The following is a 14,505-nucleotide window of genomic DNA, read 5'->3' on the forward strand; positions in this document are numbered from 1 at the left end:
TTTGCGGCATAGAATAGGAGATTACAATGAGCAAAACCAGCATTAAGCATATCGCTGCTAAAGCCAATGTTTCGATTGCTACCGTCTCCTATGTGCTTAATGGTACCCGCAATGTCCGTCCAGAAACGCGTCAGCGAGTAGTTGAAGCCATTGAGGAGCTGAATTACAAACCCAACGATATTGCCAAGAGCCTCAAGCTCAACCGTACGAATACGATCGGTGTTATCGCAGAGGATGTGACGGTGTTTAATGCACCCGAAATTATCGATGGCATTAATGATTTTGGCGATCGGCATGATCTGCATATTTTACTGGTCAATCTTCGTCTAAATAAACGTATCGGCCGTAATTTTGCTGATATAGAGGCATACCGGAAGTACGCCGCCAATGCCGTGTCCGAGCTGCTCAGCAAGCAGGTGGACGGGATTATCTATATCGGTGTACATACCCGTGACCTAACCGGACTAATCGATGCAGACGACAAACCTATTGTATATACCTATGGTTATACACGGGACGACATTTCCATACATTATAACGATGAACAGGCTTCTTATGAGGCCATGTCCCATCTGGTCGCGAAGGGTCATAGCAGAATTGCGGTCATTAGCGGGCTGATGGATTCCATTCCGTCCAGACAGCGGCTGAACGGTTATTATCGGGCGATTACTGACTTTGAACTGCCCTTTGATCCTTTATTGATTAAGATGGGGGACTGGGAGCGGGAATCCGGATATCGCCTGACCGGCGAGCTGTTATCTCTGCCGGAGCCGCCGACGGCTATCCTCTCCATGAATGATGTTATGGTGGTAGGGGTATTGCAGGCAGCCGACGAAAGAGGCGTTAAGGTTCCGGAGGACTTGTCGGTGATTGGCTTCGATAACCGGGAATTCAGCGATTATCTGCGCCCGCGGATTACGACGATGGAACTTCCGCTGCACGAGATGGGCTATCAGGCCATAGAGAGCTTGTACAATGTGATCAATGGGAACGAGTCGGCGCCCCTGATTATGCCGGAATGCCGGTTAATCGAGCGTGACTCTGTAGCTGCTGTAATCGATGTGAGATAAAGCCGATGTCTCACATCATATTTTTCTCATTTATCTAAACGTTTAGATTATAAGGCAGGACGCGAAAGAGGTGATGGCGATGACGTTTCTCAGCAATGCAAAATACAGAATGGAGCTTAGCGCCCGGGGAGCCATGCAGTCCCTGGTGATGCAGGAAGATCCCGCCGCAATGAACTGGGTGGTTGATCCCGCTTATCTGCAACAGGCAGGATACGAAGACGAGGATAAGCTGTTCGGGGAATGGACGCTCGAACTAAATGGGAAGATTATACACAGTGTGGATCTTAAGCCGAGGGTGATCCAGGAGGGAGAGCATCGCGCTGCTGTTGAGTTTGATGCTTTTCCGGTAACAATCCGCTTCGTGTACACACTGGAGGAGGAGCGCTTCAGGTGGAGCATCGAATTGTCCAACCGCTCCGCACAAGCTGTACGGATTAACGGGCTGCATGTATGGTTCTCGCTGGCCTATATCATGTTTAGGGATGAGAACGTGCTGCGCAATATGCGTGAATCGTGTGCAGTGTTCACTCATCTGGGCGGAGACTTCACCAAGTTCGCCGCTATCAGGCGCAGCAATGAGGCGCCGCACTTAGGTATTTATCAGACTGGGGGCAGGACAGTCACGGCAGGCTCCTATTGCCGTTATAGTAACCGCTTTCTTGAGCAGGTATCCCCTTCCTTGGACGGCTTGCTGTATCATCGGCTGTCGCTGGTGGAGGATGGAGCTTCAATGCCCGCCTCAGCAGCTGCGGATTGGATCTATGGTAACGCTTACCATGCGCTGGATCTGGAGCCCGGGCAGACTTCCAGCTGGGAGTATGTATTTCTCCCTTGCCAGGATCAGGATGATTTCTACCGCCAGGGAGCCGCGTTTGGCCACCCGCACTGGAGCTATACGCCTGTGCTGACACAGGGCGGAATCTTCCAAGCTGAGGTTGGGATAACGCAGGAACAGTCTATACGTGAAATCTGCCTATTCAGCGCTCCACCGGGAACGGAGGAGATCCGCCGTGAAGACGTTACAGATCAGGCGATTCCGGTAAAAGGAGAGAATGGCAGGTACACACTTACGCTGCTTCGCCCGGCGCCCGGTGAGCATAAGCTGGAGCTGGTGCTTGAAGACGGACGCAGCGACATCCTGGTGTGGAACGTGCTGGAGCCAATCGACATTATGCTGGAGAAACGGGCGGAATGGCTGGTAGCCCATAGCTATGGAAGCGCAGATGGAGTGGAACGCCCCTACGCGTTCCGTCCCTTGTCCAATCAGGGAGAATCACTTGGCAAGCTGACCTTCCTGCTGATGAAGAACAGCATGTCGGCTGCAGTGCCGGAGCAGGTTGAGAAGGCCGAGGCTGCTGCAGTGCTGGATATGAAGCTCCATTGGTTCGAGGAGGGCGATTTCACTCGGCCGCGCCCCTTGTATGGAGGCTTCTACCGGATTTATGATCTGGATTATATTGCGCATGTTTTCTACCTGCTGTCGAGAATGGATGCTGCGCTGCTGAGGCTGCATCCGCCACGGCTTTATCTGGAGTGGGCTGCCGAAGTGATATGCCTGCGTCTGAACCCGGACTGCCATTCCAGGCAGCGAGAGAAGGACGAGGCAGGGCTGAACGGCATTTTCACTCTATATATTCGGGATTTGCTGCAGGCACTTGAGGAGGAGGGACTTGCGGAATGGCAGGGGCAATTGCAGCAGTTATGGGAGCGGTTCGGCCGGAATCTGCAGACAGAAGTACAGCAATACGGCGGGGCAATTACAGAGCACTTCTATGATAACGCAGGGTTCGGACCTACCTGTGAAACGCTGTGCCATCTTGGGAATCTGGACGAAGCGGAACGTTACGGACAGCTGATTCTGGCGAACATCGGTTTCAGTAATGACTACAGGGTCCAGAACCCGGACCGCTGGTGGGAAGCCCTCTCTTCCATGATCCATTCCTTATGGGGGGGATTGGTGTCCGGCTCGGCGCGGGTTGCCTACGAGCATTTGGGCAACCCCGAATATTTGGAGGCGGCTTACCGTTCTACAATGGCCGTGTTCAATTGTTATGACTGGAATGTGCGCTCCACTCCGCGCCGCCTGCAGCCGGGAGAGGCGGCCTCAACTTACAGTGTGGCTGCACCGAATCTGAATATGCCGGAGCTGTCGAGGAACAGGTTCGGACAGTCGGTATTTGTAGCAAGCAGTGATCCGTTATTCGCTTCGCTGTTCTCCACTGTATCCGGAGATGATTGGGACATGGGTGAAGAGCTGGTTGCCTACTTATTGGGTTTTGGGACAACCGCCTACCTCTATAGAGACAGCAGCGGCAAGCTGCGTTGTGTTAACGGTTATGTTACCGAAGAGGCGGACGGCTGGACAATTACGAGCTATGCGGCATACCCTTCCAGATACCTGCTGCTTGAAGACAAGGTGGGTTTCCGCTCCGGGCAAGGCCGGCTGCAGCGCCAAGTAAGACTTCAAGGCGGCGTCTTCAGCGCTTGTCCATAATCGCCGGCAGGAGCGGCAGAATGGGACAGGCTACTATAACGGACAAAACCCGCGAAGCTTTTAGATTAAACGTTTAACTTAGTATAATCGAAATAAATATAGGTGAACTTGGAAAATCGACATTAGGTCTCACAAGTTCATTTTATATAGATTTAAAAGAAAAGGGAGGCAACAAACATGAAGTTTGGTAAACGCACTCTGGTTCTATCACTGGCATTAACAATGGTCTTCGCTTCGCTGGCCGGCTGTTCGGGGAATGGAGAGAAAAACACGGGCAACACTGCCGCCAAAGCCACAGAAAAAGCCGCGAATGATAAGGGAGGCACGTCCGGCAAGGATATCACGCTTGAGCTGTTGTATTGGGGCGATGATGCGCAGAAGAAGCTGGTGGAAGAGGCTGCAGAGAAATATACAGCAGACACTGGAGTTAAGATCAATGCGCAAGTGTTGCCGGCGGACGGAACCTTTGATACTTTCATTCAGACCCGCCTAGCCTCCGATCAATTGCCGGATATCAGCTACATGGGCGAGGGGGATATTCAGAAGTACAATGAAATGGGCATTCTTGAGGACATTAGTGACCTGCTGGCCGATGGTTCAATACCTGAGAAATTGGCAGCGATTACAATCCATTCTCCGGAGCAAAAAGTTATCGGTGTCGGCCTCTCCAACCAACTGGAGCTGCTGTACTACAGTAAAGCAAAGTTCGATGCTGCGGGCATCGCCTATCCGCCATCCAAGGTTGAGGATGCCTGGGATTGGGACACCTTCGTGAGCAATGCCAAGAAGCTGACCACTGATACCAAAGGCAAAACGGCCGCAGATGAGGGGTTCAATGCTTCATTGACAGAAAATTACGGCATCGGGTTTACCGCGGGACGTGAGTTCCATCACTTCTGGGCAGCCAATGCGAACGGAGGCGGTATTGTATCCCCGGACGGCAAGGAGTTTCTGTGGGATTCGCCCAAATCGGTTGAGGGTATCCAGAAGCTGGCCGATCTTATCAACAAGGACAAGGTAGCCTCACCCTTCAATTATTCATGGACTACCGGCGCCGGTTCGGTCATTGATGCGCTGAGCGGCGGTTATGCGATGGCGGTCAGCGGCTCGTGGGATTTGGCTAACATCAAAGGCAATGATGATATCGGTGTCGGCGTGTTGCCCAAGATGGAACAAGCCGTAACGATGAACGCAGGCGCTCCACTGGTAGTTTACAATACGTCCAAGCATATTGAGGAAGCCAAGAAATTCTACGCTTACATGGTTAACCCGGAGAATGCCCTGGATCTGCTCAAGAGCGGAGCATGGCTGCCTAACCAAGCCGACTGGTACACCGACCCTGCCCTCATTGAGAAATGGACTGCCGATCTTCCGGCAAGTGCCAAAGAAACGATTCTCAGTTATTCCACAACCAAGGATTCCATTGCACAGTGGCCTGCTTATTATGTTCCGGCCTATCTTAAGATGAATACGGAATACGAGAAATCCATCGACAAGGCGCTGACCGGTCAGAAGAGCGTCAAGGACATCTACGATGAGATTATGCCAACGATTAAGAAACTGTGGGAAAGCGGAAAGGTTTCGTAATTAAAGCTTATTTTCAAAGAGAGGGCTATGGCTTATGAATCCAGAGAGCAAGACCGGTACGGCACCCAACTATGTTAAAAAGCCTGCCAAAGGCGCCACCAAGGAAGCGGTCGCCGGATATTTATTTGCAGCACCCGCGATTATCGGCTTTTTGGTGCTGACCCTGTATCCGATGTTGGCCAGCTTGTTCTACAGCTTTCACAAAATCACGGTGATGAGCGGCGGGCAGGTGATGGAATGGATCGGGCTGGACAACTTCAGATATATTTTCAGCAATCCAAGCTCCGAGTTCAAAAAATCGATCACGGTCACCCTGATTTACGCTTTTATCAACGTAGTGCTTGTTATTGCCTTCTGTCTGCTGGTCGCGCTCTTGCTGAACCGCAAGTTTCTCGGCAGAAATATGCTGCGGGCGGTCTTCTTCCTGCCCTCAGTCATTCCGATGCTGGCGACCACGATTGTCTGGCAGATGCTGCTGCAGAATCAGGCCAAGGGCGGTTTGGTCAACTGGCTGCTGCTGCAGCTGGGCATAACGCCTTTAGACTTCCTGACAGACCCGGTGCGGATCTTTGAGACGTTGTTTATTATGAGCTTGTGGACATGCGGGGGCACGATTGTTGTCTTCATTGCTACCTTGCAGGACGTTCCCGGTGAACTGCTGGAGGCGATCGAGATGGACGGGGGCAATGCCTGGCACAAGTTCCAGAAGGTCACCTACCCGACGATCAAGCCAGTACTCTTTTTCCAATTGATTATGTGCATGATGACCTCTATCCAGATTTATACCCAGAGTGTGGTGTTGTCCAGAAACGGAGCACCGGACCGGATGACTTATTTCATCAACGTTATGATTTATGATCATTCCTTTGTGCAGGTGGGGATGCGCGGGCTGGCGTCTGCCGAGGCTTGGGTCGTCTTCCTGATCACATTGCTCATTACGGTTATTCTGTTCTATTTCCAGGGCGCGCTCAAGAAGGATGATTCGATGGGCAAAAGAAAGCGGGTGAGATAATGGCTGTCTCTGCGACTGTAAAATATTCAAGTCTTAAGAGAGCAAAGAACAAAACAAAAGCGGTGAACGTCATACTCATCCTACTGTCCTGCCTGCTCGCTTTGGTATTCGCCTTTCCGCTTTATTGGCTGCTGCGCGGCGCATTCGTTAACCATTCAGAGATTCTGGCGCGCCCGCCAGTATTTATCCCCAGTGAGCCGGGCTTTGATAATTTCCGGCTGGGGCTTGAGCGCATCCAGTTTCTGCGGCAGCTCTGGAACTCAGTTTCGATTGTGGTGCCTTATGTAATCGGAACAGTGCTGACCACGAGTTTCGCCGGTTATGCTTTTGCCAAGCTGCGGTTCCCGCTGCGCGGGATGTGGTTCGTGCTCGTAATCAGCACCATGATGCTTCCAAGCGCTGTAACCCTGCTACCGCAATATTCCCTGTATACCTCCCTGGGACTGGCCGGTAAGCCAGCACTTATTATTCCCGCATTTTTCTGCGCAGGCGGCAATGCATACTTTGTCTTTTTGCTCCGGCAATTTTTCACGACCATTCCGCTTGAACTCAGTGAAGCGGCTAAGATTGACGGTGCGGGTTATTTCCGCATTTACTCCCGCATCATGCTGCCGCTCATTCGTCCGGCCATGATTGTTGTAGCCCTGTTCAGCTTCATCAACTGCTGGAATGAATTTTTCTATACGATGATTTATTTGAAGACAGAAGCGGATTATACACTGCCAATGGGTTTGTATATTGTGAACGGAATGCGCATTCCTAACTATGAACAGGTTATGGCGCTCGCTCTGGTCGTTACGGCTCCCTGCCTGGTGTTCTTCCTGATTGGCAACAAATATTTTGTGGAAGGTATTGCGTTGACAGGAATCAAGGGATAAAAAGGAGGAGACAACAAGTTATGAGAAAGACTAAGCGGTCAGGGAAGGCTTGTGTGGCAGCGCTTTGCGCTGCCGTAGTCCTAAATGGCGGGATCGTCCCGGCATCGGCGAATTATACGACAGATTTCGATCATAAGGGTGTAGGAACCGATTACGGGAAACCGGAGTGGAAAGTGGGTAACATCACTACCCCGGAAGGAATTGATTTCAGCAAAGCTACCGTCGGGGAAATGATGCAGACGATTGAGAATTTTGACTTTGATGCCTTCAAGAAAGATAACGCCGATCTGCCCTGGCTGGATTCATTGCTCGTGAACGAAGGCGTGATTCCTGATGATAATGGGAATGATGATGCCAGCGCCAATACATTGTTCAGCCGGGGCAGCGCCCTGTACATGAAGACACAGGACAACTCGAAGCTGGGTTTTGCCGGGAGTGTGTATTATGCGGATACGTTGAACCAGGATGTTATGTATACGCTCTCTCTTTCGACGGGAGAGGTTACGGAGGATCAGTCTGCCCGGAAAAATTATCCCAGCCACGAGAACCAAACCTACCGTAGCGGGGAACTGGAGATTAACCAGCGCAAATTTATTACGAATGATAACAGTGCAGTAACACTGCTGGAATTCAAGAATCCCACGGCAAGCGACATCCAGTTGACACTGAAGGTCAAATCTCCGTTTGTATCCAGGGCAGAAGGGGATGAGTTGATCGGTGACCGGGTAGCGGCTCCGCTGATGATCGGGAAGTCCGGCCAAAAAGTTGTGAAAGCGATGTCATATGTGGATGTTCATCTTAGCGGAACCGGACTTACCCCTGCCGGGAATGAGCTGGTCAGAGAGATTACCGTTCCTGCGGGCGGGACGCTTGACCAGAAGGTGGTTATGGGCTGGCTCGCGGATGAAATTCCCGGCTCCAAGACGCAGTATGAGGAATTCAAGTCTGCGCCCGGCAACAATGAGGCCTTTTCCACCCAGGTGAAGGAGTACAACGAGTGGTGGGCGGATAATATCCCGTACATTGATGTCCCTGATGAAAATGTGAAAAAAGTGCTCTATTACCGTTGGTGGTGTAACCGCTTTAATATCCTGGATGCCAACATTCCCGGCAATGACTGGCAGTTCCCGATGAATATGGAGGGTGTGCTTGGCTACAACAACGGGATCACGGTCAGCGTGCCGTGGGCGCTGCAGGATCTGAAATGGCTCCGCGATCCGTCCTATGCCTATGGGACCTGGCTGGCGCAGGGCGAATATTCAGAGAACAAGAATTACAAGAACAACCCCGGGCGGCCCAACATCTGGACCTGGGATATGATGCAGAACAGCTCGCAGGTAGGCTGGGAAGCATACAAAATCTATGGTGGCGGTTCGGAAATCCTGAAGAAATTCGCTGATTTCTCAGCCAATGATGTGACCGGCACACTGGCTCATTTCAAGGGCAATGATCCGAATCTCGTCTATTATAACCACGGCCCGATGACTGGAAATGACGGTGACACCGTCTCCATGCACTGGAATGGCAACGGCAACAATGCCCGGCTGGACGGCTCTGCGACTACTTATGGCAATGCAGTGGCCACAGCCCAAATGTATAAGCAGCTGGGGGATACAGTGAACGAGACCCGGATGAATGAAACTGCCGGGAAGATTCAGAGTACGATTTTGAACGATATGTGGTTTGACGGTAAGGATTTTGACGGAGACGGCAAAGCGGATACGAACGGCGAAGGCAGCTTTTTGCATAAAAAGGTTGTCGGTAAAGAGGATGTGTTCAACCCGTGGCGCGATAACAACATGTTTGTCTTCAACTTCGGCGTTGTGCCGACAGAAGGACAGGAGGGCTTTCAGGCTAAATATTTGACTCAGCTGACCGATTACGCGGATCCTGATTATTATCCGATCTTTCCGTTCTTCACAGCGGATCAGAACAGCATTATGAAACGGGTGGAGGATTTCAAGAATGGCAAGACGGATGCCTTCGGCACCGACCAGTTCGCCTGGTGCAACTTCGGCAACTACATTAATACTGTCCGTGCTTCCTTGCGCCATTACCCTGTGGACAATATTAACAGTGATACTTACAAGACGTTGTTCGACTGGGGTGCATGGCTGCATACGGTGGAGACGGGCAATACGGATCACCTCGATTCCAATGAATTCTTCTGGCTGGAGGACTATTTCTTCGGAACGCCGTGGACAAAGGAGAATCCTCCGAACCCGAGCGGCAAAATGGTGCGGGCTTGGATTCACCACGATACGCTGGGCATGATGAATTACACCGTACTGGAGGATATGGCAGGTCTTCAGCCGAGAACCGACGACAAGATCGAGCTGTGGCCGATCAATGTCGAATATGACCATTTTGCGGTAGACAATGTGCGGTATCATGATGCGGATCTGTCGATCGTCTGGCAGGACCCTAAGGTATATACCGGGGACAAAAAATTGCCTTATCAAGACATTCCGTCCGGTTTCTCGCTGTTCATTAACGGTGAGCTTGTGATGACCACGAATGAAATGTCACATATTATTTATGATACGGTGACTGGCAAGGTGGAAATGCCTAAGGGTGATGTTGCCGGAGCGGTTGGTGACAATTCTAAGACGCAAGTGTTGTTTGAAAAAGGCAGCGCTACTCCTCTAGCCAAGGCTGATGATACTTCACTGGCAACGAATGCAAAAACGGTGGATATGTTCAACAAGGCGGGCGTAGATATTGTCAATGGTGGCGAGAATCTGGCCGCTGCTGCCGGAACGACGATCGAATCGACGTATATCGAGAGTGGTTCAAGTATTAAAAGCTTGGCGGACGGCTCAACGATAGCTTCCATTGACCACACGTCCAACACGGCTCTGTTCGGCGGTTCGCCGAATCCTGCCGATACGGTCACGTTCAATTTTGACGCCACCAAGCCCGTAGACAATGTGAAGGTCTATTTCTACAATAACCGTCTCCTGGATGGCTACGGTACACCGCAGACGTTCGGTGTCGAGTGTCTGGAGGCGGACGGCATAACCTGGAAGCCGGTGAAAGGGAATTCCGATACCCGGATGTTGTGGCCTCCAACTATAACAATGTGGAGTTCGAGAAGGTTAATACGACAGCGATTCGTGTCAGTGTGACCCATGCACTCGAACTTGCAACAGGGATCAAAGAAATTCAAATCTACATTAACGGCCTGACGGTTACGCCAGCAGTAAATCAGGCACCGAAGGTAACGGTAGATACCCCGGTAAGAGTGCAGCAGGATGAGCTGCTGGCTGTGGTTCCCCAAATTTACGATGACGGTCTGCCTGGCGGCAAGCTGACCTATCAATGGGAGAAAATATCCGGTGATGGCGAGGTCGAAGAGGGTGCGCTCGATCAGGCTGTTTTGAAAGCCACCTTCAAGACTGTAGGTGAATATAAGTATCAGTTGACCGTCAGCGATGGAGACAAGCAAACGGTCGTAGAAGTTCCTGTGTCCGTGTTCATAGCAACGGCTGAACTGGCCGATATGGTTGCGAAATTCGCAGACCGGGATTCGGCGCAAGGGAAAATTGTCCGGAATTCCGGCGACTTCACACCGGAATCCTGGCAGCAACTGCAGTCCGCATTAACTGCGGCTAAAGCATTACTGAGCAAAGGCAACTACACTCTGGATGAAGTAAAGGCTACTACCGACCAATTGCGTATAGCCGTTAGTACTCTCGGCTACAGAAATGCGGCGCTGCTGGCTGTGCCGAGCGCTTCATACACCTCGGCATGGGAGTCGGTGTATGCGGTTAACGACGGATATATTCCGCTTTTCTCTACTGGTTTAGGTGATAATACAATAGAAACACAGTACGGCAACTGGGGCGGATCAGGGGACAATCAATGGCTGCAATATACCTGGAAGCAGAAGGTAAGCCTCTCCGGCAGCTCGATATATTTCTTCGATGACGGCGGCGGCGTGCAGGTGCCAGCTGATTACAGCCTTGACTATTGGGATGAGGCAGCCGGTAAATTTGTCCCTGTCACCAACCTGAGTGAGAAGGGCAAGGAGAAGGACAAATTTAACGATGTAACCTTTGATAAGGTGGAAACGGATAAGCTGCGGCTGACACTGGTTAAACAATCTGCTAGTGTGTTCACGGGAGTCAAGGAATGGCGCGCGATCTCGGCCAAACCGGAGGGAGAAACGCCCGATCCGGGCACATTCGGCAAAATTGTAAGCATAGAGCAGGTTGCCGTAAATACGACGATAGGGGTAGTTCCTGCACTGCCGTCCAAAGTATTGGTAACTTATGCGAATGGGAATAAGGGCATGGCAGATGTGCAGTGGGAGGACATTCCGCTTAACAAGCTTACGATTGCTACAGACTTCATGATTTCCGGCAAGGTTGCCGGAACAGAGCTATCAGCAAGCTGCCGTATATTTGTGAAGTATGACAAGACAAGATTGAAGACTGCTATTGATACGGCCGCAGATCCGGCGGTGAATGAAGAGAACTATACCGCTGCGCCGGGGCAGTGGGAGACGCTTCATGCCGCATTGGAAACGGCTCAAGCTGTGTACGAGAACGGGGCTTCGACCGAAGGTGACATTAATGCTGCTTATACAGCTTTAAAAGCGGCCTTTGAAGCGCTGCAGCCGGTGGAAGGCCGCAATGCGCTGATCAGCGGAATCACGATTCCCGGCGGCATTGTCGATCAGGTAGCGAAAGAAATCATCGTGCCGGAGACGACTACGCTGACAGAGTTGAAGGAAGGGCTGCAAGTTCCGGCAGGCGTAACCTTTGCCGTATATGGAAGTGACGGCATAACCGTTGCAACGGAGCTCCAGACCGGATACAAGGTGACCGTAACGGCTGCGGACAAAACGACGAACCGGACGTATACACTGACGTTGGCTTTCGTAACTCCGCCGGTGGTCACGACTGGTCTGGAGGCGAAGCTGAAGGAAGTGCTGGAGCTGGAACAGGGGCTGTATACACCGGACAGCTGGACGGCGCTCCAGAAGGCTGTAGCCGCTGCGGCTGCGCTGCTGGAGAGCGGAACGGCTGACCAGGCGGGAATCGACGCCGTGTTAAGCAGGCTTGCGGCAGCGGTTGCCGGTCTGCAGCGGCTTCCGGCGGCAACGCCATCAGCAACGCCGCTGCCTTCGGCGACACCGACCCCTACGCCGGGAACTCCGGCGTCCGGGTCCGAGACTTATGTCCCGACGCCGAAGCCTTCGCCAAGCGCGGCGCCGACAGCAGCACCTGCTGCCGTAAGCATAGGCAGCATTGTGCTGCATCCGGTGGCCGGAGCTGACGGAACGGTCAAGGCAGTGCTGACAGCGGGGAATATTGAGGCTGCAGCCAAGGGAATAACAGATGGCAGGTTGACAGTATCCATTAAAGCGGCGGCAGGCATGAAGCAGCTGTCAGTTGAACTTCCATTGCAAGCGCTCATGGCGGCACAAGGTGTGCGCGCAGTCAAGATTGAGACTGGAGCGGCGGACATTCTATTGAACGAGAGTTTCCTGAAAGTCTATGCCGACGGGAAGAGTAATAAGCTTGAGATTTCTGTCAGCGCTATAGATCCGGCAGGTTTACCGCAGCAGGCAAGCGCGCTGCTGGGAGTGAATGTGCTCAGCGATTTCGGACTGAGTGTTGACGGGACTGCTGTTCCGGCATCCGTACTGAAGGCGAAGGGCGTCAAGCTCGCGCTGCCGTACACGTTGAAGCCGGGTGAGAACCCGAACAAGGTAGTAGTCTATTATCTCAATGATAAGCGCGAGCTGGAAGTTGTGAAGAGCAGCAAATACAACGCCGCTGCCGGGACACTGGAATTCAATCTCAACCGGAGCGGAAGTTACGCAACACGCTACTCGAATGTTTCATTTAAGGATATTGCAACTGCAGCCTGGGCAGTGGACAGCATCGAAGCACTCGCGGCCAGAGGAGCTATCCAAGGAACAAATGCGGATAACTTTAATCCCTCAGGCAACGTCACCCGTGCAGAGTTCATCAAGATCCTGATGAATGCGTTCGACCTGGTTGATGAGTCAGTCGTAAGCACATTTACAGATGTGAAGCAGGGTGCCTGGTATGCCGGAGCGGTTGCCAGCGCCCAGAAGCTGGGCATTGTTAAGGGGAAGCCGGACGGCACCTTCGGACTGAATGAGGAGATTACCCGTGAGGAAATGGCCGTCATGCTGTATCGTCTAACACAGCTTGCAAACGTTTCGTTGAGCGGTGCAGTGAATGCCGGTGTCAATGCGAATACCAGTAACAATGCTGCCCCTGTGTCATTTTCTGATCTTGATCAAGTGTCATCCTACGCGGCTGATGCCGTGGAAGACATGGGCAAGAGCGGAGTGATTGGCGGAATGCCGGACGGCAAGTTTGCGCCGGACAGCCAGGCCACAAGAGCTCAAGCAGCAACAGTTATCTTCAGGCTGCTTGGGCAAGCTCAATAACGGGCAGGGGGAACCCATAATGCAGTTGCTAGAATACGCGGACTCAAGCGTTCAATGAACTATGAACCATGAACTAACACTAGAAGTCAGTAGTTTTCCCTACCTATAATTTGTTAAAGAAAGCGGCCAATGACCCAAAAGACAGACCAGGGATTCTCCAGTAATGGGAGAATCCCTGGTCTGTTATCTTTTTACGGTCTCTTTTTAATAACAGGGCAGTCTCATTTCTCGAAAAATCCACTTATGGGACGGTCCGCTTTAGGCTAGCTAATATTGCGGCTGAGAACTAAGGTGTATTATTCAGTTTTATCGAGGTTACTACGCTATTAATATATGCTGCAACATGGAATTCTATCTTTTGCTATATATGACGGTGTATCCGTATATCCGAGTTCAGGGTATGATTATGAAGTATTCGAATTAGTCTATTTTAATATAGAGGTGATTTTTACAATGGCTAGGACTAATCAGTTAACCATACATACGCTCACTCAAGGCGATAGACGACTTGTATCTCAGCTTTTTAAATCTTCAATTTCAGATGCCTTCGAAAAGGAGGGACTGGGGCATTTGCAGGAGGACATTCAACATGAAGTTGACAATAAAAAACAAAGGGTTGATGCCTTTCTGAACCCGGCGAATACAGATATATACTTCCTTGTTGCCAAAATAGATGGGACGGTTGTCGGCACGATTTCATTTGCACCCTGCGACGAGGATATTCGCTCATGCACCGGAAATCAACTTAATGATGTGGGAGAGCTAGGAAGCTTATACGTTTTGCCAAGCTATCAGGGTCTCGGTGTAGGCTCGAGGCTGATTAAGGAATTGATGGCATATCTAGGAAAGCAAGGGATTGAGCAGTTTTGCCTGGACAGTGGCTACCAACGTGCGCAGGCAAAATGGCTGCAGAAATTTGGCAAGCCGTATAAGGTGGTTAAGGATTATTGGGGACCGGATTCGGTTCACATGGTTTGGTTATGCAAAGTCAGCGATTATACAATATAGTTTGGGAAGTTTCCATCAGCCGT

8 protein-coding genes are annotated in these 14,505 nt (G+C 51.4%); all 8 read left to right on the forward strand.

The window, feature by feature from the left end; all coding sequences use genetic code 11:
- The first annotated feature begins 26 nt into the window (after positions 1-26).
- The 8 genes from NSS79_RS08510 (at position 27) to NSS79_RS08545 (ending at position 14,482) form a co-directional block, all read left to right on the forward strand.
- Positions 27-1,070 carry a LacI family DNA-binding transcriptional regulator gene (locus tag NSS79_RS08510; RefSeq protein WP_342439012.1) on the forward strand — a complete coding sequence of 348 codons (1,044 nt, stop codon included), beginning with the start codon at positions 27-29 and terminating at the stop codon, positions 1,068-1,070.
- Between the two features lie 79 nt (positions 1,071-1,149).
- Positions 1,150-3,564, forward strand: a complete 2,415-nt coding sequence (locus NSS79_RS08515; RefSeq protein ID WP_342439013.1) for a hypothetical protein — start codon at positions 1,150-1,152, stop codon at positions 3,562-3,564.
- A gap of 177 nt (positions 3,565-3,741) precedes the next feature.
- A complete protein-coding gene (locus tag NSS79_RS08520) occupies positions 3,742-5,151 on the forward strand; it encodes an extracellular solute-binding protein (protein ID WP_052091925.1) in 1,410 nt (469 codons plus the stop codon).
- A 34-nt stretch (positions 5,152-5,185) separates the two neighbouring features.
- The gene (locus NSS79_RS08525; RefSeq protein WP_342439014.1) at positions 5,186-6,163 is read left to right on the forward strand and encodes a sugar ABC transporter permease; all 978 of its coding nucleotides are present in this window, start codon (positions 5,186-5,188) and stop codon (positions 6,161-6,163) included.
- On the forward strand, positions 6,163-7,041 hold the full coding sequence (locus tag NSS79_RS08530; protein ID WP_076113582.1) for a carbohydrate ABC transporter permease: 879 nt from the start codon (positions 6,163-6,165) through the stop codon (positions 7,039-7,041). The genes NSS79_RS08525 and NSS79_RS08530 overlap by 1 nt, the downstream gene beginning before the upstream one ends.
- Before the next feature lie 20 nt (positions 7,042-7,061).
- A complete protein-coding gene (locus NSS79_RS08535; protein WP_342439015.1) occupies positions 7,062-10,169 on the forward strand; it encodes a hypothetical protein in 3,108 nt (1,035 codons plus the stop codon).
- 374 nt (positions 10,170-10,543) lie between these two features.
- Positions 10,544-13,474: an S-layer homology domain-containing protein gene (locus tag NSS79_RS08540; protein WP_342440329.1), complete on the forward strand. Its 2,931-nt coding sequence runs from the start codon at positions 10,544-10,546 to the stop codon at positions 13,472-13,474.
- 453 nt (positions 13,475-13,927) lie between these two features.
- Positions 13,928-14,482, forward strand: a complete 555-nt coding sequence (locus tag NSS79_RS08545) for a GNAT family N-acetyltransferase (protein WP_342439016.1) — start codon at positions 13,928-13,930, stop codon at positions 14,480-14,482.
- The last annotated feature ends 23 nt before the right edge of the window (positions 14,483-14,505 follow it).

The organism is Paenibacillus sp. FSL L8-0436, from assembly GCF_038593025.1.
GTDB lineage: Bacteria > Bacillota > Bacilli > Paenibacillales > Paenibacillaceae > Paenibacillus_AQ.

Excerpts from the sequence above, each read along its gene's own strand:
- NSS79_RS08515 (WP_342439013.1), top strand. The coding sequence starts at position 1,150 with ATGACGTTTCTCAGCAATGCAAAATACAGAATGGAGCTTAGCGCCCGG.
- NSS79_RS08530 (WP_076113582.1), top strand. The coding sequence starts at position 6,163 with ATGGCTGTCTCTGCGACTGTAAAATATTCAAGTCTTAAGAGAGCAAAG.
- NSS79_RS08540 (WP_342440329.1), top strand. The coding sequence starts at position 10,544 with ATGGTTGCGAAATTCGCAGACCGGGATTCGGCGCAAGGGAAAATTGTC.
- NSS79_RS08510 (WP_342439012.1), top strand. The coding sequence starts at position 27 with ATGAGCAAAACCAGCATTAAGCATATCGCTGCTAAAGCCAATGTTTCG.
- NSS79_RS08525 (WP_342439014.1), top strand. The coding sequence starts at position 5,186 with ATGAATCCAGAGAGCAAGACCGGTACGGCACCCAACTATGTTAAAAAG.
- NSS79_RS08535 (WP_342439015.1), top strand. The coding sequence starts at position 7,062 with ATGAGAAAGACTAAGCGGTCAGGGAAGGCTTGTGTGGCAGCGCTTTGC.
- NSS79_RS08545 (WP_342439016.1), top strand. The coding sequence starts at position 13,928 with ATGGCTAGGACTAATCAGTTAACCATACATACGCTCACTCAAGGCGAT.
- NSS79_RS08520 (WP_052091925.1), top strand. The coding sequence starts at position 3,742 with ATGAAGTTTGGTAAACGCACTCTGGTTCTATCACTGGCATTAACAATG.